Here is a 19092-nt window from a genome sequence, read left to right on the forward strand (position 1 = left end):
ATCTTTCTGAGCGAAACGCCGGGGCAAGGCGGTCGCCGGCCCGAGTTAGCGAATCCCGCCAGGAGGAAGTTGCTGCCCGCGGTTATCGCCGGTGACCGGGGCTTTCGACGGGTAGCGGTGATGCGTCCTTGAGTTTGCTGAACTGGCGCCCTGCGGAGACGAAATGGCACTGTGCAGCTAATAACGCGCGCAGCGAAATCTCCGCTGATGCGGTGGAAGACGCGCCGGCTTAATTAGGCATGTGGCAAATAGCTAATGCCGCCTGCGAACTGTGGACTTATCACGCCACTTCCCATACCATTTGCTGTCATCGCATTCTAAGTGCGCGCAATTTCCCGCATCGGAGCGAAATGCCAGGGCGACGACGGGGGTAGGCGTGATCGGGAAGATTCCCACAGCCGTCAACGGTCGACGAATCGAGCGTCGAAGCCCGCGGCCCCCGGATCACCTGCCGATCGACGAACTGCACCGCATGCCGGCTTTGGTCGTCCTGAACAGGCTGCCGGCGCCGGCCCTGGCGGTTGACCGCCTTGGAACCATCCTGTTCGCCAACGGCTCGTTCTGCGAAATGGTGGGCCACTCTCCCGACGAGCTGCTCCAGATGGAGTTCGAACACCTCTTCCGCGACCTGCCGGCCGACGATCACTGGGTCGCGCTGATCGGCACGGGCGCCGAGCGGCTCGTCGAGCTGCGGCACAAATCCGGCCACTCGGTGTGGGCCAGCATGAGCAAGTCGGCGATGCGACGCCGCGACGACACCGTCGCGCTGGTCACCTTCCACGACCGCACCGAGGAGCGCTGGACCAACAGCGACACAGCGGGTCAAGAGTCCGGCAGGTCCACCAGCTGGGCCAGCCGGGTCCGGTGGCTATAGGCGGTGCCGAGCGCCAACTGGTCGCTCTTGGCGCGCTTGAGGTACAGGTGCGCCGGATACTCCCAGGTCATGCCGATGCCGCCGTGCAGTTGCACGCATTCCTCGGCCGCGTGCACGGCGATGCCGCTGCAGTAGGCCTGCGCGATCGCGGCCGCGGTGGGCGCGTCGTCATCGCCGCGGGCGCACGTGTCGGCCGCGTACCTGGCAGCCGCCGTCGCGGCGCCGACCTCGAACCACAGGTCCGCCAGCCGGTGTTTGATCGCCTGGTAGGAGCCGATCGGGCGCCCGAACTGCTTGCGCTGCTTGACGTAATCCAGGGTCGTGTCGAAACACCACTGCGCCAGCCCGAGTTGCTCGGACGCCAGCAGGGCCGCCGCCGTCTGCAGCGCTTCGGCCACCGCGGACTCCCCCGCTCCGACCGGTGACGACGGGGCCCGCGAAAAGCTAACGCTGGCAAGCGGTCTCGTCATGTCCAGCGCCAGCACCGGCGTCACCTGCACGCCTTGCGCCGTCCGGGGCACGGTGTGCAGCTCGAGCCCGTCCGGCCCCGCTGCGGGCACCACCAGCACGTCGGCCTCGGCTGCGCCCGCGACGCTGCCGACCAGTCCGCTCAGCCCGTCGGCCCCGGCGGTGACGCCCGCGACGGCGTCGCCCGGCGCGGTGGAGAGCGGCAGCACCAGCGCGGCGGTGAGCTCGCCCCGGGCCAGCGCGGGCACAGTCTCGCCGTCGCCGGCGCTCAGCAGCGCGACGGTGGCCAGCACCGCGCTGGACAGGAACGGCACCGGCGCGACGGCCCGCCCGATCTCCTCCATGACCACCGCGGCCTCGCGCGCGCCCGCGCCGGCGCCGCCGAGCGACTCGGGCACCAGCAGCCCCGCCACCCCGAGTTCGGCGGCGAGGGTCCGCCAAAGTGCTGAAAAGTCCTGTGGCTCAGGGCCGTAGGCTCGGGCGACCAGTTCGGGTGGGCAGCGGTCGGCGAACAGCTGGCGGACGCTGTCGCGCAGCGCCTCCTCGGTGTCGGAGTACAACAGATCGAGCGTGTCCTTGTCGGTCATCGGGGCAGGTCCTTCCACGCGACGTCCTTGTCGACGCGGTGTTCGCCCGGCAGACCGAGGATCCGCTCGGAGATGGTGTTGCGCAACACCTCCGACGTGCCGCCCTCGATGGAGTTGCCACGGGCCCGCAGGTAGCGGTATCCGGGCCCGCGGCCGATCAGGTCGACCGTTTCGGGCCTGCGCATGGTCCAGTCGTCGTAGCTCAGCCCGGCCTCGCCGTGCAGCTCGATCTCGAAACCCGAGATGGCCTGGGCCAGGCGGGCGAAGGCCACCTTCATGCCCGCACCCTCCGGCCCGGGCTGCCCGGTGCTGGCCTGCTGCCGCAGCCGCTCGCCGGCCAGCCGCAGCACCTCGGCGTCGACCCACAGCCGCATGAGCTCGTCGCGCATGGCGGGGTTGCGCAGCGCCGGCTCGCTTCGCCAGGCCCGGGTGACCTTGCCGATGTGGCCGCCCTCCCGCGGCGTTCCCGCTCGGGTGCCGATGGCGATGCGCTCGTTGTTGAGCGTGGTGGTCGCGACGCGCCAGCCGCCGCCCTCCGGGCCGAGCCGGTTGGCGTCCGGCACCCGTACGTCGGTGAGGAAAACCTCGTTGAATTCCGCCTCGCCGGTGATCTGACGCAGCGGCCGGACCTCGACCCCGGGCTGGGTCATGTCGCACAGGAAGTACGTCAGGCCGGCGTGTTTGGGCACCGTCGGATCGGTGCGCGCGACCAGGATGGCCATGCTCGCGTGCTGCGCCTGCGACGTCCACACCTTCTGCCCGTTGACGATCCAGTCGTCCCCTTGCAAACCGGACGCGCGCACCGCGCGGGTCGACACGCCGGCCAGGTCCGAGCCGGCACCGGGCTCGCTGAACAGCTGGCAGTAGATCTGTTCGCCGGTGAACAAGGGGCGCAGGAACTTTCGCTTCTGGTCGTCGGTCCCGAACGCCGCGATCGTCGGGGCCGCCATGCCCATGCCGATGTAGTTCTTGACGGTGCCGCCCACCGGCGCGCCGGCGGCGGCGAGCTCGGCGTCGACGAGTTCCTGGGCCTTGCGCGGCAGGCCCAGCCCGCCGAAGCCCTCCGGCAGGTGCACCCACGCCAGCCCCGCGTCGTATTGCGCCGCAAGGAATTCCCGCGGTTCGGTGACGGCAGGGTCGTGCTCGTCGAGCAGCGCCCGGACCCGCGCCTTGAGGTCGGCCTCGGGACTCATGGGGCCTGGAACCCCTGCGCGGGCCCCAGCAGCAGGCCGCCGTCGATCACCAACGTCTCCCCGGTGATCCAGCTCGCCGCGTCCGAGACCAGGAAGGCGACCGCGCCCGCCACATCGGCCGGCTCACCGATGCGCCCGAGCGCGATCGTCGCCGCCAGCGGGTCCTCGTGGTCCTTCCACAGCGCCTCGGCCAGCCTGGTGCGCACCACACCCGGCGCGATCGCGTTGACCCGGACGCGCGGCGAAAGTTCCAGCGCCAGTTGCTTGGTGGCGTGGATCAGCGCGGCCTTGGTGGCGTTGTACATGCCCATCGCCGGCGACTGGTGCAGGCCGCCGATCGAGGCGGTGTTCACGATCGCGCCGCCGTGCTCGCCCATCCACGACTTGACCACGAGCGACGTCCACAGCAGCGGGGCCCACAGGTTGACGTCGAAGATCTTGGTGAACCTGGCGTGGTCCTGGTCGATCAGCGGACCGTACGCCGGATTCGTTCCCGCGTTGTTGACCAGGATGTCGACGCGGCCGAAGCGCTCCAGCGTGAGATCCACACAGCGTCGCGCGGCCTCCTCGTCGACGGCGTGCGCGCCGACGCCGACGGCCTTCTCGCCGACCTGCGCCGCCGCCGCGTCCGCTGCCTCCTGTTTGCGGGCGGTCAGCACCACGTCGGCGCCGGCCGCCGCCAGCTGCTGCGCGATCGCCAGCCCGATCCCCCGCGACGCGCCGGTGATAATGGCCGTGCGGCCGGTCAAATCCTGTGAGGTCATCGCGGTGTGCCTTCCCGTTCGCTGCCCGGTTCGCTACAAGGATGTTTTACACACGTGTCTGGGTGGTATGCGACCCGCATGTTCACGAAATTAACCCTCGCGAAAAGACTGGTGGTGGGCGGGGCGGCCGCCGCGGCGATCGCGGCCGCGCCGATCGCCATGACCGATCCGGTTGCCTCCGCGGCGCCGGCCGCCCCCGCGCCCACGCACGTCGTCATCAAGGACGACCCGGGCGGCGGCGGCTGCGACGCCAACGGCAACTGCGGCTCGGGCGGGCAGAACCAGGGGCCCGGCGGCGGCCCCGGCGGGCAGGGCTGCGTGCCGGGTGTCGGCTGCGGCTCCGGCGGGCAGTTCGCCGGGCCCGGCGGCGTTCCTGGCGGCACGGGCTGCCTGCCGGGCGTCGGCTGCGGTTCGGGCCACGGATAACACGCGTCGACCCTCAGCCTCCCGGTAGCCTGGCGATCCAGGCCCGGGAGTCCGCGGGGTCGATGACGTCGTCGAGTTCGAACGTGGTGGCCGACCGCAGCGCCTTGCCGTGCTGGTAGGCCGCCGCCACAAGCTTGTCGAAGAGCTGTTCGCGCGCAACGGGATCCGCCTCCGCGGCGAGCTCCTTGCTGAAACCGAGCCGCACGGCGCCCTCCAGGCCCATGCCGCCGATCTCGCCGGTCGGCCAGGCCACCGTGAAGCGGGGCGCGCGAAAGGAGCCACCGGCCATCGCCATCGCGCCCAGGCCATAACCCTTGCGCAGGATGATCATTCCCAGCGGCACCGTCAGCCGGGCGCCGAGGACGAACATCCGGCCGAAGCGGCGGACGGCGGCCTCCCTCTCCGCGTCCGGACCCACCATGAATCCCGGTGTGTCGCAGAGCGATATCACCGGCAATTGGAACGACTCGCACAGGGCCAGGAAGTCGCCCGCCTTGTCGGCGGCCTCGGCGTCGATGGCGCCGCCGAGGTGGTGGGTGCTGTTGGCGATCAGCCCGTATGCCACGCCCTCGACGCGCACCAGCGCGGTGACGATCCCGACGCCGTAGTCGGGTCGCAGCTCCAGCACCGAACCGACGTCGACGACAGACGCGATCGCGCGGTGCACGTCGTAGGCGCGTAATCGGTTCTGCGGCACCACATGTCGGGCGAGCCGCGGATCGGGCGCCGCCCAGTCGCCGAGCGGACCACGGAAGTAGGACAGATATTGTTTGGCGAGCGCCACCGCGTGCGGCTCGTCGCGGGCCACCACGCTGACGACGCCGTTGTGCCGCTGCACGTCGACCGGCCCGATCGCCTCCGGCGGGTACACGCCCAGCCCGCCGCCCTCGATCATGGCCGGCCCGCCCATGCCGATGTTGGCGTCGGGCGTCGCGATGATCACGTCGCACACCCCGGCGAGCGCGGCGTTGCCGGCGAAGCAGCGGCCGGAGACTATCGACACCAACGGCACCCGTCCGTTCAGCGCGGCGAGCATCCGGAAGGTCGGCACGTCGAGCCCGGCGGCACCGCCGACGTCCGTGTCACCGGGCCGGCCGCCGCCGCCTTCGGCAAACAGCACCACCGGCAGGCGTTTTCGGGTGGCGAGCTCGAAGACGCGGTCGGTCTTGGCGTGGTTGCGCATGCCCTGCGTTCCGGCCAGCACGGTGTAGTCGTAGGACACCACGACGGCCGCGGCGCCGCCGATGGTGGCAAGCCCGGCGACCAGGCCGTCGGCCGGGGTGTTGGCGATCAGGTCATCTTCGGAGCGCCGGCTGCGCTGGGCGGCGATCGCCAGCGCGCCGTACTCGACGAAGCTGCCCGGGTCCACCAGGTCGGCGATGTTCTCACGGGCGGTGCGCCGGCCTCGCTCGTGCCGCTTGGCCACCGCCGCCGGCCGGCCCTCGTCGAGGGTGAGCAGGTGCCGGTGTACCACCTCGTCGAGGTCGGCGCGGGGCCGGTCGAGATCCATTACTGCCGAGTGGAACTCGTCGTCGGCTCCGGCCCCCGTGCGGGTGAACACGACCAGGGGATCGCCGGTTCCGACGACCTGGCCGGGCGCCACCAGGCTTCGCACCGTCCGCAGCGTGTCGGGCGCGGCGAGCACATGCTGCATCTTCATCGCCTCCAGGACGACGACCTGGCCGCCGGCGGCGATCTCCTCGCCTTCGGCCGCCACCTCGACCACGGTGCCGGCCAATTGTGCGCGCAGCGCCTCCTCCCCGGGGTAGAGCTCGACCGGTGCCGCACGGACGTCGTGCTGGTGGGACAGCGCGGCGGCGGCCAGCTCGGGCAGCTTCTCGTCGACGAAGTCCGTCGTCACCCAGCCGGCTTCAAGCTGGCTGTCCGACAACAGTTCCCGCAGCAACTCGAGGTTCGTGCGAACCCCCTCGATGCCGAATTCGCCCAGGGCGGTGCGGGCCTTGCGCACCGCCGCCTGCACCGAGGACCCGTGCACGTGGACGACGACCTTGGCCAGCAGCGAGTCGTACCGCGGGCTGATGACCAGGCCCGGCCGGCCATAGGTGTCGACGCGCACGCCGGGACCGCTCGGCGGCGAGAACACCGTCAGGGCGCCCGCGGCCGGCGCCACCGTGCCGTCGGCGGCGAGGGTCTCCGTGTTGACCCGGGCCTGAATCGCGATGCCGCGCGGGGCGGCCGGCTCGCCGATGACTTCGTTTCCGTCCGAGGCGATTCCGGCGGGGAGACCGAGCTGGTAGTGGGACGCTCCGCGGGCGATGGCCAGCTGCGCGGCCACCAGGTCCACGCCGGTGGTTTCCTCGGTTATGGTGTGCTCGACCTGGATGCGGGGGTTGACCTCGAGGAACACGAACTCCTCGCCGGCGACCAGGAATTCGACGGTGGCCAGCCCGCGCAGCCCGACCCTGGCGCACAGGCGCGCCGCCGCCCGGTGCAGGGCGCGGCGCAGGTCGTCCGAAAGCCCTTGGGCCGGAGCGATTTCCACCAGCTTCTGGTAGCGCCGCTGGACGCTGCAGTCGCGGTCGCCGAGCGCCAGCGCGTGCGTCTGGTGGCCGGCCGGCGCGCCGACGACCTGAACCTCGATGTGCCGGGCCGCGGGCAGGACCGCCTCGGCGAACAGCGCGGGGTCACCGAAGCCGAGGTGCGCCTCGGCGGCGCACTGCTGGTAGGCGTGGTCGACCTGATCGGCGCCGGTCACCTTCCGCATGCCCCGGCCGCCGCCGCCGGCGAGGGCCTTGATCATCACGGCGCCGCCGCGGGCCGCCAGAAACGCCTTGATGTCGCCGACGCCGCTGGGCCCTTCCGTGGCCGGCAGCACCGGTACGCCGGCCGCGACCGCCGCGGCCCGGGCCGACGCCTTGTTGCCGACCAACTCGAGAACCTCGGCGCCGGGCCCGGCAAACGTACAGCCGGCCGCCGCGCAGGCACGGGCGAATTCGGCATTCTCGCTGAGGAATCCGTAACCGGGGTGGATCAGCTCGGCGCCGGACTTCTTGGCCGCCGCCAGCAGCTCGGCATGATCCAGGTAGGCCGCCGGGCCGGCGCCCGGCAGCGGAATCGCCTCGTCGGCGGCGTGCACGTGGGGGCTGTCGGCGTCGTCCTCGGCGTACACCGCGACCGTACGGACGCCCAGTTCCGTTGCGGTGCGGATGATCCGGAGCGCGATCTCGCCCCGGTTGGCGATCAGCAGGGGGGCGCTCATCGGAGCGGGTCCCCCCAGCGCACCTGCCCGCGCAGCTCGCCCTTGAGCAGTTTGCCGCCGGCATTGCGCGGCAACGCCTCCCCCAGCACGGTGACGTACTGCGGGACCTTGAAGTCGGCCAACTGTTCGCGGCAGTGGTCCAGCACCGCCCGCACATCGATCTCGCCGTCGCCGGCGACGAGGACGGCGCCGACCTTCTCCCCCATGACGTCGTCGGGCACGGCCAGCACGCAGGCGTCGGCGACGTTGGGCGCCGAGAGCAGCGCCGCCTCGACCTCGACGCTGGAGATGTTCTCGCCACCCCGGTTGATGATGTCCTTGAGCCGGTCGACGATGTGCACCCGCCCGGCGTCGTCGACGCGGACCACGTCGCCGGTGTGCAGCCAGCCGTCGGCGAAGGTGGCGGCACTGGCGTCCGGCCGGTTCCAGTAGCCCGCAGTGATATTGGCGCCGCGCGCGACCAGCTCGCCCACCCCCGGCTCGTCGCCGCCGAACGGGACCAGGCCGAGGTCCACCGAAGGGACGGCGAACCCGACGGAGTCGGCGTGCTCGACGGCGTCGCGGTCCGGCAGGACGGTCATCAGCGAGGCGGACTCGGTCATCCCGTACCCGTTGAACACCGTGGCGTGCGGGAAGGTCCGCTTGACCGACCTCACCAGCGACGGCGCGATGGGAGCTCCCCCGTAGCCCACCCAGCGCACGCCCGACACGTCGGCCCCGGCAAGGGCCTTGTGCCGCAACATCAGCGCGTAGATCGCCGGGACGGTCACCATGACCGAGATGCGCTCCGCGGCCAGCGTGGCGATCAATTCGTCGAGGTTGAGCGCGGGCATGATCACCGACGCGCCCCCCAGCCGCATCGCCGCCAAAAGCTGTGAATTGCACCCGGTCACATGGAACAGCGGCACCGAGATGAGAGTGCGCATCCCCTCGCCGAGGTCCCTGGGCTGCTCCAGGCAGCGGATCGCGTTCTCGGTGTTGGTCACGAACGCCTCGTGGGTGGTCGGCACGCCCTTGGGGTGTCCGGTGGTGCCCGAGGTGTAGAACAGGGCGGCCGTGTCCGTGTGGCCGAGGCCGTGGGTCACGTACGGCTTGCCGTCGGGCAGCGGCGCGTCCGGGGGCAGGTCGACCCGCGCGCCGGAGTCGGACAGGACGAACTCCACCTCGGGTCGCGCCGAGCGCGTATTGACCGCCACCGCAACGCCGCCGGCCATCACCGTGCCCCAGAACGCCAGCACCCAATCGATCCCCGCCGGATAGCGCACGGCGACGCGTTCGCCCGGGGTCAGCCCGTCGGCGCGCAGGCCGCCGGCGACCCGGGCCGCGCGCTCCCACAGCTGCCGATAGGTAAGCCGGCCGGCGCCGAGCTCGACCACGGCCTCGCTCTCGGGGCGGTTGTCGACCTGCTCGGCGAGCATGTCCAGCAGGGTGGCGGGCAGGCGGTCGTAGCGCGGGATGCCGTCGGCGTCGCGGGACACGCCCACTGTCGGGTCTGCCGGGAATGGGTTGTGGCGGCGCGAGATTTCGATCACTTCAGGCATGCCCGGTCCTTGCTATCCCCCTGTCCTATCGTGATAGCGGTGACGATCGAGGATTCCGCCATCATGCCCGAGGCATTCTTCACTGTCGACGGCGACTCCTACCTGCCGGGCGCGATGACGCGGGGACCGTGGGGCGCGGCACTGGGCGGCCAGAACGTCGGCGGCCTGCTGGCGTTCGGCATCGAGCGATCCGGGCTCGATCCGGACCTGCAGCCCGCCCGGCTGACGGTCGACCTGTTGCGCCCGGTCCTGCCCGAGCCGGTGCGGATCGAGACGTCGGTGCAGCGGGAAGGCCGGCGCATCAAACTCGTCGACGCCGCGCTGCTGCAGGATGGGCGGACCGTCGCGCGGGCCAGCGCGCTGTTCCTGCGGCGAGGAGACCACCCCGCCGGTCAGGTGTGGTCCGGCCCGGTCGAGATGCCGCCGCTTCCGGCGGACTCCGACGGCTTCCCGACCGACTTGCCGTTCCTCATCTGGGGGTACGGCGCCACGCTTTCGGGCAGCCCCGGCATCGCGGCGGGCGAATGGGAACAGGCCCACTCGCAGAAGTTCGCGTGGACGCGGTTGTTCCGCCCGATGGTGCAGGGCCACCCGCTCACACCCTTCACCCGCCTGGCGTTCGTCGGCGACATCACGAGTTCGCTGACTCATTGGGGCACTGGCGGTTTGCGCTACATCAACGCCGACTACACCGTCACCGCGAGCCGCCTGCCGGACGGCGAGTTCCTCGGCCTGGCGGCCCAGAGCCACTACGGCACAGCGGGTGTCGCGACCGGCACCGCGACCCTGTTCGATCGGCACGGGCCGATCGGCTCCAGCACGGCGCTGGCGCTGGCCCAGCCCGCCGAGGCGTTCCAGCCGGCCTATCGGTAGCTCATCCCTCCATAAGCCGCGCGGCGACCGTCGCCCCGAGTTCCCAGCACGCTTCCAGGTCGGCCTTGCCGGGCTTTCCCGAAACCACCACCGTCTCAGCCGATTTCGTCCACCCCAGCCCGGTCGTGATGGCCTCGATGCCGCGCTCGGCGCCCTCGGTGCCCTCGTTGCCGTGCAGGTAGACGCCGAACGGCCGCCCCCGCGTCGCATCGAGGCACGGGTAGTAGCAGACGTCGAACGCGTGCTTGAGGGCGCCGCTCATGTAGCCCAGGTTGGCCGGCGTGCCCAGCAGGTAGCCGTCGGCCTCGAGCATGTCGGCCGGCGACAGGGTGAGTGCGGGCCGTCGCACCACCTCCACCCCCTCGATCTCGGGGTCGGTCGCGCCGGACAGCACGGCCTCGAACATCTCCTGGGTATGCGGGGACGGCGTGTGGTGCACGATCAGCAGCGTCTTGCTCATGGCTGGGCCTGGAGCTGGACCGCGGTCTTCATGGCCTCGCGCGCGCGCCGGCGATCGCCCGCGTAGTCGTAGGCGCGGGCCAGCCGATACCAGCGCCGCCAGTCGTCGGGGTCGGCCTCCACCTCCGTGCGCACCGTCGCGAACAGCGCGTCGGCCGCGCCGCGCTCGATGCGGCCCGAGGGCCGCCGCGGCAGCGCGCTGGTGTCGAGTTCCATTCCGTCCGCGGCGATCAGCCGGGCCAGCCTCTGGTGCGCGAACCCGGCCCGCAGCGTGGCGACCATCGCCCACAGCCCGATGACCGGCATGATCAGCACCGCCGCGCCCAGGCCGACGGCGGCGGCGCGGCCCGACGCGATCATCGCGGCGGCCAGGCGGCCCAGCAGCACGAAGTAGGCCAGCATCGCCACGCACAGGAAGGCGATCAGCAGCTGGGTGCGCCGCGTCTTGGTCATTGGAGGTCGAGCAGGGGCTCGAGGCCCACCGTGAGGCCGGGGCGTTCGGAGATCCGCCGCACGGCCAGCAGCACGCCGGGCACGAACGACGTGCGGTCCAGGCTGTCGTGGCGGATGGTCAGCGTCTCCCCGTCGGTCCCGAACAGGATCTCCTGGTGGGCGACCAGCCCGGCGAGGCGCACCGAGTGCACCGGAATCCCGTCGACGTCGGCTCCGCGGGCGCCGGGCAGGCTGCTGCTGGTGGCATCGGGGTTGGGCGGCAAGCCTTTTCGGGCCTCGGCGATCAGTTTCGCGGTGCGGGCCGCGGTGCCCGACGGTGCGTCGGCCTTGTGCGGGTGGTGCAGCTCGATGACCTCGGCGGAGTCGAAGAAGGGCGCGGCCTGCTTCGCGAAATGCATCGACAGCACGGCGCCGATCGCGAAGTTGGGCGCGATCAGCACCGACGTGTCGGGCTTGTCGTCCAGCCACTCCTGTACCCGGTCGAGACGCTCCTGGGTGAACCCCGTCGTGCCCACGACGGCGTGAATGCCGTTGCGTATCAAGAACTCCAGGTTGCCCATCACCACGTCGGGATGGGTGAAGTCGATGACGACCTCGGTGCCGCCGTCGGTCAGCAGGCTCAGCGCGTCGCCCTCGTCCACCTCGGCGGACAGCGTCAGGTCGTCGGCGGCCCGCACGGCCGCCACCATCGTCGACCCGACTTTGCCCTTGGCTCCCAACACCCCTACGCGCATGGTTTCACCCTAGTCCGCTCGGTTTTGTCCACAGTTCGATGTTCATCCACAAGGCCGCCTTTGCCGACCGCCAGCGTCGGACCTGCGCAATACAATTCGAACATGGGTTCGATCGACATGCCGGCGGACATGGCCGCCGAATTGGACGCGCTTGACGCGGCCGTGGCAGCGATCGCCCAACGAAATCTCGATGGCCTGCCGCCCGCGGTCCGACTGCGCGCGCTGGAGCGGCGGGAGACGGCAATCCGCCGCCAAGTCGCGGCGAACCACGATGCGATCGCCGGCCTGGCGAAGGAGGACCCCGCACACGTGGGCGGGACCGTGCACAAGGTGGTGGCCGACTGGCTGCGGATCAGCCCCGCCGAGGCCAACCGCCGGCTTCGGGACGCCAGACAGCTTTCCCCGCGTCTCACCCCCACCGGTCAGGAACTGCCACCGGAGCTGCCGGCCACCGCGGAGGCGTGGCGCGACGGCATGCTCGACGGTCAGCACCTGCGGGTGATCCAGACGTTTGTCCGCGACCTGCCCGACGAGACGCCGGTCGACACTGTCGAGAAGGCCGAGCGATTCTTGGCGCGGCTGGCGACGACGTTGCGCCCCGACCAGCTGGAGAAGGCGGCGCACCGGTGCTCGCTATTGATCAATCCGGACGGGAAGTACTCCGACGCCGACCGCGCACGCCAGCGCGGCTTCACCTGGTGTGGCCAACGGGCCGATGGGATGAGCCTGGGCAAGCTGGTGGCGTCGCCGGAACTGCGCGCCAACCTCGACGCGTGGCTGGCGCGGTTCGCGGCGCCGGGAATGTGCAACCCCGACGACGAAAGTCCCTGCGTCGACGGCGAACCCGATGAAGAGCGCGCCCGCAGGGACACCCGCAGCCATGCCCAGCGCCAACACGACGCGCTCAACGCATTGGTGCGTGGCCGGCTGGGTGATCCTAAGCTGGGCCGGCACAACGGATTACCGGTCACCGTCATCGTGTCGACCACGCTGCGGGAGCTGTTGTCGGGCGCGGGCCGGGCGGTGACCGGCGGCGGCACGTCGGTGCCGATACGCGACCTGATCCGGATGGCCAGCCACGCCTATCACTATCTGGCCGTGTTCGACGAGCACTCGGAGCGGCCCTTGTATCTCGGGCGAACGCGCCGCATCGCCTCACCGGATCAGCGCATCGTCCTCTACGCGAAGGACCGCGGCTGCACGCACCCGGGCTGCGACGTACCCGGCTACTGGTGCGAGGTGCACCACGTCGACGAGTGGGCGACGGGGGGCCGCACCGACGCCGACAAGCTGACCTTCACCTGCGCGCCCGACCACAAGCTGCTGGAAATGGGCTGGACGACAAGGAAACTGCCCGACGGCCGCACCGAGTGGATACCGCCTCCCCAGTTGGATCGCGGGGCGCGCACCAACGACTATCACCATCCCGAGCGCCTGTTCGACGATGATGACGACGAGGCCCCTTGACCGCCTTGACGGCGCGCCCCCTACCTCTTGAACCGCCCCGCGAACCCGCGCAGCGGCAGGTCCGCGCTGGTGATGAGCCCCGGCGGCGCCGCCACCACCGACTTGATCGAGGCGAGGGCCGGCATGCCGGTCACGGTCATCCCGATGGAGGCGAAGTTGTCGGGATTCGACAGGTCGACGCCGGGCTTGGGGAAGATCATGTGCTTGTTGTAGATGCACGGGTCGCCCTTGATCTGGGTGATGTAACAGCCCTTGATGTTCCAGCTCGGATCGGTGTGCGGGGTCATCTGCCACTCCAGGTGCGTCTCGACGCGCGGCACCCCGTTCACCATGCCCTGGTATTTGATGTAGTTGCCGCCCAGCGAGCCCTTGGGCAGCGTGTACCAGCCCAGGTCGACGTCCTTGGTGCAGGCGCCCAACTCGTAGCTGAACTTCACCTCGTCCAGGGGCAGGTCGAAGCAGTCGGCCATCATCAGCACGCTGTCGGCAAAGACGCGGGTGTATTTCTCCAGCTTCGCCGGGATCTCCGGGTCGTCGACCGGCTGGCCGTAGCCCACCTCGATCCAGGTGTCCTTGGAGTGGTGGCAGGAGACGTCGACGGACTCGATGGTGGTGACGTTCTCGATGTCGGCGACGTCGGCCGAACACACCACGCCCAGGATCTGGTTCAGGCCCGGGTTCATCCCCGTCCCGTAGAACGTCGAGCCGCCCGTCTCGCACGCCTCGGCCAGCAGCCGGGTCACCGGCTTGCCCGACGGGTGCGGATGGTTCTTGTCGCGGTGCCAGCCGGTGATCCAGTCGGCGGTGGTGACGATGTTGATGCCCGCCTCCAGCACCTGTACGTAGAGGTCCTCGTCGGGGAACACGCCGTGGAAGGTGAGCACGTCCGGCCTGGCGGCGAGGATCTCCTCGATGGTGCCCGTGGCCTTCACCCCGTTGGGCTCGATGCCGGCGAGCTCGCCGGCGTCGCGGCCCACCTTGTCGGGCGAATAGCAGTGCACGCCAACGAGTTCCAGGTCGGGCTGGGTGGCGATCCGCTTGATCATCTCCGAGCCGACGTTGCCGGTGGCCACCTGGAAGACGCGGATGGGTGCTGTGCTCATTCCGTCGTGCCTTTCTGCGCTGCGATTGCCTCGGGATAAAACTGCCTGGCCCACTCGCGGATCGCGGTGAAACCCGCGTACTCGTCGGCGGCCAGCGCGGGCAGGTCGGAGTAGCGCTGGTGCTGCCAGATCTCGATGTCCTGCTCGAACTGCCGGATCACTTCCCGCCCGAATTCGGCCGCCTTGCGCTCGGCACGCGCCGGGTCCTTGCCCGCGCCGATCTCGGGGCGGCCGATGTAGACCATGAACCGGACGTCGGAGGTGCTCTCGTCGACGGGCGTGACCGCGGAGATGGTGCGGTTGTCGACCATCCCCCAGCTCTTGGTGACGGCGATGCCCAGGCCGCCGTTGACGGCCTCCACGCCGCTCTTGACGTCCCCGATCCGCTGGCCGTCGTCGCCCTCGAAGGTGATGGTGAAGTCGACGAAGGACACCGGTTCGGCGAAGTCGTGGCGGGTGAACACCGGCACGATCGGGGTGTTGTGCACGAACTTGAAATGGGCGAAGTCCACCCCGTTCTCGAGCACGTACTGCGGGTGCAGCTCCAGGCCCGGGCGATACAGCCGCTGCTGCGGGTAGTAGTCGCCCGCGCCGCGGCCGTCCTCGAACGAGGCGAACACGTCGGGCGCGTCGAAGTACGGGTCGCGGCGCTCGGCGTCGTGCCAGATGTAGACCGACGCGTTGCGCTCCACCACGGGGTAGGTGCGCATCCGCCTGCCGCGGTTCGGCCGGTCCTGGTACGGGATGCAGACGTTGCGGCCGTGGGAGTTCCACTGCCACCCGTGGAACGGGCACTGCAGCGCCTCGCCGACCACCTTGCCGCCGTAACCGAGGTGCGCGCCCAGGTGCTCGCAGTAGGCGTCCATCACCACGAGCTCGCCGGACTCGGCGCGCCAGGCGACCATCTCCTGGCCGAAGTACTTCATCCGGTGCACGCCACCGAGCCCGATCTCGTCGGACCAGGCGACCTGGAACCAGCCCGTCGGCTTCATCGACAACGGTGGTTTGGCCATCTGAGCGCCCCTCCTCGGGTCATGACAGAATCACAGTACCCTCTATGAAAATGATAGACTAGCCGGATGCCCGGAACGCAGGCCGCCGAGCGGCGCCCCAACCGGCGCGGCCACGCGACGCGCGAGAGCATGCTGGAGGCCGCGCTGAAGTCGCTGGCCTCGGGCGAGCCGGGCTCGGTGTCGGCCAACCGCATCGCCAAGGACATCGGCGCCACCTGGGGCGCAGTGCAATACCAGTTCGGCGACGCCGACGGCTTCTGGGCCGCCGTGCTGCACCGCACCGCCGAGCGGCGCGCCGCCACGTTCGCCACACCGGCGCAACCCGAGGCGCCGCTGCGCGAGCGCGTCGGCGCCATCATCGGCACCCTGTACCGCGGCCTGGCATCGGCGGATTCCCGCGCGATCGAAAACCTGCGCGCCGCGCTGCCGCGCGACCCCCGCGAGCTGGAGCGCCTCTACCCGCGCACCGCCGCCGAGTTGTTCTCCTGGGGCAAGAGCTGGCTCGAGACCTGCCAGAACGCCTTTGCCGGCCTGGACGTCGACCCGGACCGGGTGCGCGAGGTCGCCGCGCTCATCCCGGGCGCGATGCGCGGCCTGGTGTCGGAGCGCCAGCTGGGCTCCTACGCCGACCTCGACCTGGCCCGGCGGGGTCTGACGAACGCGCTGGCGGCGTATCTGGAGTGTCGGCCTTAGCCTTAGCGTGTGCAGGCCGGCGACATCACCATCCGGGAAGCCACGCCCGACGATTTCGCCATGGTCGCGGCGATGCACTACCCGGTGTGGCGACAGTCGTGGGCGGGGATACTGCTGCCCCAGGTGCTCGACATCCTGGGACCGCCGAAACGCTGGGTCGCCGAGATCTACCCGCAGAGCCTGAGGCGCGCCGGCTGGCGCATGTGGGTCGCCGAGGCCGACGGCCGCACCCTCGGCGTCGCCATCTTCGGGCCCGACTCCGACCAGCCCGACGACCTTCTGGTGGACGCGCTGTACGTCGCGGAGGACAGCCAGCGGCACGGCATCGGCGGCCGCATGCTCGAGGCGGTCCTGGGCTCACACCCGGCCGGCGACGTGATCCTGTGGTGCGCCGAGCGAAACGACAAGGCGCGCCGCTTCTACGAGAAGAACAACTTCCACGTCGACGGCCGCACCCTCGATTGGGAACCCCTGCCCGGCATCAAGGTGGCCCACGTCGGATACCGCCTCAAGCGTTGAGCGCCTAACGCTGCCGAATGTCGAAGCGCGCGAACAGCCGAAGCGCCGACGGGCTGATCCGCCGCAGGGCGTAGCCGACCCGCGACTCGGCGGCGACGGGCAGCACGGCGGGGCCGGTCCCGACCGCCTTGACGATCGCCCTGGCCACGGCCTCCGGCGTGTAATTGCGACGCCGGTACGCCGCGTCGGCCTTCTGGCGCGCGAGTTCCTGTTGCTCGGCGGTCATCCCCGCGTACACCGTGCTCTTGGCGATGTTGGTGTTGACGAATCCCGGGCACACGGCGGTGACGGAGATGCCCTCGTCGGCGAGGTCGGCCCGCAGCGATTCGCTGAACGCCAGCACCGCCGCCTTGGTGGTGCCGTAGGCAACCATGGATTTCGACGGGATGAACGCCGCGGCCGACGCCAGGTTGATGATCGTTCCGCCCTCGCCGCGCTCGACCATCTGCGCCCCGAAGGCCCTGCTGCCGGCGATGACGCCGCCGACGTTGACGGCCATGATGTCCGCCCAATCGGCGGGGCTGGTCTCCAGGAACCGGCCGGCCATCCCGATGCCGGCGTTGTTGACCAGGATGTCGACGACGCCGTGGTCGTTGAGCACTTGTGCCGCAAGCTCATTCATCGCGGCCTCGTCGCTGACATCGGCCCGGTACACCGCCGCCTCGGCGCAGGCCGCGCGCACGGCGTCCGCGGTTTCGTCGGCGCCGGCGAGATCCCGGTCGACGATCACCACCTTGCGGGCGCCGTGGCGCGCCAGTTCCACCGCGGTCGCCCTGCCGATGCCGGCCCCGGCGCCGGTGATCAGCGCGAGCTTGCCCCGCACCTCCCCGCGACCGCCGCGCACCACCGCCGTGCCCAAGGCGCCGGATCCGCCCCCGTCATCGACGTGCTGGTCGACCCATTCGGCGGTCAGCCGGGCGATGACCTCGGGCCGCGACGTGACCACCCAGTGGCCGCCCTCGATCGGAATCACCCTGCCGCCGGCCGGGATTGAGCCGGTGAACCGCTGCAGCGCGGGCGTCACGAAGACGTCGCGGCGCGGCACCAGGGTTTGGACCGCGACGGTGGTCCGCGGCAGCCGCGGCCCCGGCGACAGCATCGGCCCGGGCATGTTCGCGCGGTACAGCTCGAGCCCGCTGACGTAGTCGGCGATGGATCGCGGCGGCCGCTCGCGCCGGCTGCGGATGCTCGACCGGCCGATGCGCTCCAGGGCCTCGTGCACCTTGATGCCAACCCGCAGGCGAAACGCGAGCTCCGGCAGGCCCGGGCACAGGAAGAACGCGATGTAGAGCGATCCCAGCAGCTGTCGGGCGACCTGAGCCACGGCCCGCGGCGTGCGCGCCGAGCGCAGAAAAGCGCCCGCGTACCCCAGATGCGGGCCCGAAATGGACGTGAACGAGCCGACTTTGGCCATCACCGCGTCGTCGGTGACGGCGTCCCACGCCTGGATCGAGCCCCAGTCGTGGGCCAGCAGGTGCACCCGCCCGACGCCGAGGCTGTCGATCACCGCGCCGATGTCGGACCCCAGCTGCGCGAAGGCGTAGCCGGAATGCTTTGCGGGATGGGATGATTCGCCGGCACCGCGGACGTCGTAGGCGACGACGTTGTAGCGGCCGGGGTAACGCTCACCGAGCTCGTGCGCCACCCCGTCCCACAGGTGGTGGTTGTCGGGCCAGCCGTGGATCGCCAGGATGGTCGGGCGCGCCGCGTCGATCCCGGTGTACCGGTGGACCGCCAGGGTGACGCCGTCGGAGGCGGTGACGCTGAAAGTCGTTGCGGGCATGGGTCAGCGCGACGCCCGGGCGGCGCGCGAGACCGCCAGGTAGTCGACCGCCGGCCCCAGCCCGCCCAATTGGGACGGGTGGAACCCCGGCAGGTAGTAGTTGCCGACCACCCGCACGAACCGCAGCGGCCCGGGCACCAGTCCCCGCCGCGCCGCGCGCACGTAGTCGCGCCAGCGCGGCTTGCTGCCCGGCGGCAGGTACGGGTCCACCGAGTAGAGGAACCGGACGCCGCGAATCCACAGCAGCAGGATCCCGGGCGTCACCACCATCTGGGCGCGCACCTGCCGCCAGTAGCCGGCCCGCAGGTGCTTCATGGTGTCGAACGCGACGGCCTTGTGTTCGACCTCTTCGGCGCCATGCCAGCGCAGCATGTCCAGCATCACCGGGTCGGTGCCGATCGCGTCGTGGGCCGGCGAGTCGAGCACCCACTCGCCGAGAATGGCGGTGTAGTGCTCGATCGCCGCGACGAACGAAACCTGTTCCAGCAGCCAGCGTTGCCGGCGTCGCCGGCCCCACCGCGGCCTGGGCCCCAACAGCTTCTCGAACAACCACCTGATCTGGTCGGTGTACGGGGTCAGGTCGACGCCGGCGGCGGCGAAGTGGGCGAGCACGCCCGCGTGCGCCTGGGAGTGCACGGCCTCCTGGCCGATGAAGCCCTGGACGTCCAGGCGCAGCTGGTCGTCCTTGATCAACGGCAGCGCCCTCTTGAAGGCGTCGACGAAGAACTCCTCGCCCGCGGGCAGGAGCAGGTGCAGGACGTTGAGGACGTGCGTGGTGAACGGCTCGCCGGGCACGTAGTGGAAGGGCAGCTTCGCCCAGTCGAACTCGACGTCACGCGCCTCGAGGACCAGCCGCTCGTGCTCGAGCGCGGCCCCGTGCGGACCCGCCGCCTGGTCGTCGACGGTGAACATCGTGGGGCCC

18 protein-coding genes are annotated in these 19092 nt (G+C 70.7%); 6 read left to right on the plus strand and 12 right to left on the minus strand.

Going from position 1 to position 19092, the window contains the following annotated elements; all coding sequences use genetic code 11:
- Positions 1–376 precede the first annotated feature (376 nt).
- Positions 377–874, plus strand: coding sequence for a PAS domain S-box protein (locus A5696_RS19405; protein WP_067882600.1), 498 nt, complete (start codon positions 377–379; stop codon positions 872–874).
- On the opposite strand, the gene A5696_RS19410 is transcribed toward A5696_RS19405, so the two are convergent.
- From A5696_RS19410 to A5696_RS19420, 3 genes are read right to left on the minus strand one after another with little or no spacing between them, the layout of a single operon-like run.
- Positions 823–1929 (minus strand): acyl-CoA dehydrogenase family protein, encoded by a 1107-nt coding sequence (locus A5696_RS19410; protein WP_067882602.1) that lies wholly within the window; start codon positions 1927–1929, stop codon positions 823–825. The two genes, A5696_RS19405 and A5696_RS19410, sit on opposite strands and share 52 nt — an antisense overlap.
- Positions 1926–3122, minus strand: coding sequence for an acyl-CoA dehydrogenase family protein (locus tag A5696_RS19415; protein ID WP_067882604.1), 1197 nt, complete (start codon positions 3120–3122; stop codon positions 1926–1928). Before A5696_RS19415 ends, A5696_RS19410 begins: the two co-directional genes overlap by 4 nt.
- Positions 3119–3886 carry an SDR family oxidoreductase gene (locus A5696_RS19420; RefSeq protein ID WP_067882606.1) on the minus strand — a complete coding sequence of 256 codons (768 nt, stop codon included), beginning with the start codon at positions 3884–3886 and terminating at the stop codon, positions 3119–3121. Before A5696_RS19420 ends, A5696_RS19415 begins: the two co-directional genes overlap by 4 nt.
- Before the next feature lie 78 nt (positions 3887–3964).
- Between A5696_RS19420 and A5696_RS19425 the strand changes: the two genes are divergently transcribed.
- Complete coding sequence (locus A5696_RS19425) at positions 3965–4312, plus strand: PE-PGRS family protein (RefSeq protein ID WP_067882609.1); 348 nt, start codon at positions 3965–3967, stop codon at positions 4310–4312.
- Between the two features lie 13 nt (positions 4313–4325).
- Here the strand turns inward: A5696_RS19425 and A5696_RS19430 are convergent, their stop codons facing one another.
- Positions 4326–7532 carry a carboxyl transferase domain-containing protein gene (locus A5696_RS19430; protein WP_067882612.1) on the minus strand — a complete coding sequence of 1069 codons (3207 nt, stop codon included), beginning with the start codon at positions 7530–7532 and terminating at the stop codon, positions 4326–4328.
- Positions 7529–9073 carry a class I adenylate-forming enzyme family protein gene (locus tag A5696_RS19435; RefSeq protein ID WP_197517019.1) on the minus strand — a complete coding sequence of 515 codons (1545 nt, stop codon included), beginning with the start codon at positions 9071–9073 and terminating at the stop codon, positions 7529–7531. The genes A5696_RS19430 and A5696_RS19435 overlap by 4 nt, the downstream gene beginning before the upstream one ends.
- Positions 9074–9112: 39 nt before the next feature.
- Between A5696_RS19435 and A5696_RS19440 the strand changes: the two genes are divergently transcribed.
- Positions 9113–9946: a thioesterase family protein gene (locus A5696_RS19440; protein ID WP_197517020.1), complete on the plus strand. Its 834-nt coding sequence runs from the start codon at positions 9113–9115 to the stop codon at positions 9944–9946.
- 1 nt (position 9947) lies between these two features.
- On the opposite strand, the gene A5696_RS19445 is transcribed toward A5696_RS19440, so the two are convergent.
- The 3 genes from A5696_RS19445 to dapB are packed head-to-tail and all read right to left on the minus strand — an operon-like array spanning position 9948 to position 11592.
- Complete coding sequence (locus A5696_RS19445; RefSeq protein WP_067882616.1) at positions 9948–10406, minus strand: flavodoxin family protein; 459 nt, start codon at positions 10404–10406, stop codon at positions 9948–9950.
- Entirely contained in the window at positions 10403–10858 is a 456-nt protein-coding gene (locus A5696_RS19450; protein ID WP_067882618.1) for a hypothetical protein, read from the minus strand. The genes A5696_RS19445 and A5696_RS19450 overlap by 4 nt, the downstream gene beginning before the upstream one ends.
- Entirely contained in the window at positions 10855–11592 is a 738-nt protein-coding gene (dapB, locus tag A5696_RS19455) for a 4-hydroxy-tetrahydrodipicolinate reductase (RefSeq protein WP_067882620.1), read from the minus strand. The genes A5696_RS19450 and dapB overlap by 4 nt, the downstream gene beginning before the upstream one ends.
- 102 nt (positions 11593–11694) lie before the next feature.
- Here dapB and A5696_RS19460 point away from each other — a divergent pair, with 102 nt between their 5' ends.
- Positions 11695–13059, plus strand: a complete 1365-nt coding sequence (locus A5696_RS19460) for an HNH endonuclease signature motif containing protein (protein WP_067882673.1) — start codon at positions 11695–11697, stop codon at positions 13057–13059.
- Between the two features lie 20 nt (positions 13060–13079).
- Here the strand turns inward: A5696_RS19460 and A5696_RS19465 are convergent, their stop codons facing one another.
- Together A5696_RS19465 and A5696_RS19470 are read right to left on the minus strand one after the other, a co-directional pair.
- The gene (locus A5696_RS19465; protein WP_067882623.1) at positions 13080–14162 is read right to left on the minus strand and encodes a dihydrodipicolinate reductase; all 1083 of its coding nucleotides are present in this window, start codon (positions 14160–14162) and stop codon (positions 13080–13082) included.
- Positions 14159–15175 carry a Rieske 2Fe-2S domain-containing protein gene (locus tag A5696_RS19470; RefSeq protein ID WP_067882624.1) on the minus strand — a complete coding sequence of 339 codons (1017 nt, stop codon included), beginning with the start codon at positions 15173–15175 and terminating at the stop codon, positions 14159–14161. The genes A5696_RS19465 and A5696_RS19470 overlap by 4 nt, the downstream gene beginning before the upstream one ends.
- Positions 15176–15304: 129 nt before the next feature.
- On the opposite strand from A5696_RS19470, the gene A5696_RS19475 reads away from it, so the two are divergent.
- Together A5696_RS19475 and A5696_RS19480 are read left to right on the plus strand one after the other, a co-directional pair.
- Positions 15305–15868, plus strand: coding sequence for a TetR family transcriptional regulator (locus A5696_RS19475; protein ID WP_067882674.1), 564 nt, complete (start codon positions 15305–15307; stop codon positions 15866–15868).
- A gap of 60 nt (positions 15869–15928) precedes the next feature.
- A complete protein-coding gene (locus tag A5696_RS19480; protein ID WP_067882675.1) occupies positions 15929–16387 on the plus strand; it encodes a GNAT family N-acetyltransferase in 459 nt (152 codons plus the stop codon).
- Positions 16388–16391: 4 nt separating this feature from the next.
- Here the strand turns inward: A5696_RS19480 and A5696_RS19485 are convergent, their stop codons facing one another.
- Complete coding sequence (locus A5696_RS19485) at positions 16392–18170, minus strand: SDR family oxidoreductase (protein ID WP_067882626.1); 1779 nt, start codon at positions 18168–18170, stop codon at positions 16392–16394.
- A 3-nt stretch (positions 18171–18173) separates the two neighbouring features.
- On the minus strand, positions 18174–19082 hold the full coding sequence (locus A5696_RS19490; protein ID WP_067882627.1) for a metal-dependent hydrolase: 909 nt from the start codon (positions 19080–19082) through the stop codon (positions 18174–18176).
- Between the last annotated feature and the right edge of the window lie 10 nt (positions 19083–19092).

The sequence above is a fragment of the Mycobacterium sp. E2699 genome, assembly GCF_001666745.1.
In the GTDB taxonomy this organism is placed as follows: domain Bacteria; phylum Actinomycetota; class Actinomycetes; order Mycobacteriales; family Mycobacteriaceae; genus Mycobacterium.

Bases quoted from the DNA above. Each gene is read 5' to 3' on its own strand.
- A5696_RS19410 (WP_067882602.1), bottom strand. From the start codon at position 1,929: ATGACCGACAAGGACACGCTCGATCTGTTGTACTCCGACACCGAGGAG.
- A5696_RS19415 (WP_067882604.1), bottom strand. From the start codon at position 3,122: ATGAGTCCCGAGGCCGACCTCAAGGCGCGGGTCCGGGCGCTGCTCGAC.
- A5696_RS19420 (WP_067882606.1), bottom strand. From the start codon at position 3,886: ATGACCTCACAGGATTTGACCGGCCGCACGGCCATTATCACCGGCGCG.
- A5696_RS19425 (WP_067882609.1), top strand. From the start codon at position 3,965: ATGTTCACGAAATTAACCCTCGCGAAAAGACTGGTGGTGGGCGGGGCG.
- A5696_RS19430 (WP_067882612.1), bottom strand. From the start codon at position 7,532: ATGAGCGCCCCCCTGCTGATCGCCAACCGGGGCGAGATCGCGCTCCGG.
- A5696_RS19435 (WP_197517019.1), bottom strand. From the start codon at position 9,073: ATGCCTGAAGTGATCGAAATCTCGCGCCGCCACAACCCATTCCCGGCA.
- A5696_RS19445 (WP_067882616.1), bottom strand. From the start codon at position 10,406: ATGAGCAAGACGCTGCTGATCGTGCACCACACGCCGTCCCCGCATACC.
- A5696_RS19450 (WP_067882618.1), bottom strand. From the start codon at position 10,858: ATGACCAAGACGCGGCGCACCCAGCTGCTGATCGCCTTCCTGTGCGTG.
- dapB (WP_067882620.1), bottom strand. From the start codon at position 11,592: ATGCGCGTAGGGGTGTTGGGAGCCAAGGGCAAAGTCGGGTCGACGATG.
- A5696_RS19460 (WP_067882673.1), top strand. From the start codon at position 11,695: ATGGGTTCGATCGACATGCCGGCGGACATGGCCGCCGAATTGGACGCG.
- A5696_RS19465 (WP_067882623.1), bottom strand. From the start codon at position 14,162: ATGAGCACAGCACCCATCCGCGTCTTCCAGGTGGCCACCGGCAACGTC.
- A5696_RS19470 (WP_067882624.1), bottom strand. From the start codon at position 15,175: ATGGCCAAACCACCGTTGTCGATGAAGCCGACGGGCTGGTTCCAGGTC.
- A5696_RS19475 (WP_067882674.1), top strand. From the start codon at position 15,305: ATGCTGGAGGCCGCGCTGAAGTCGCTGGCCTCGGGCGAGCCGGGCTCG.
- A5696_RS19480 (WP_067882675.1), top strand. From the start codon at position 15,929: ATGGTCGCGGCGATGCACTACCCGGTGTGGCGACAGTCGTGGGCGGGG.
- A5696_RS19485 (WP_067882626.1), bottom strand. From the start codon at position 18,170: ATGCCCGCAACGACTTTCAGCGTCACCGCCTCCGACGGCGTCACCCTG.
- A5696_RS19490 (WP_067882627.1), bottom strand. From the start codon at position 19,082: ATGTTCACCGTCGACGACCAGGCGGCGGGTCCGCACGGGGCCGCGCTC.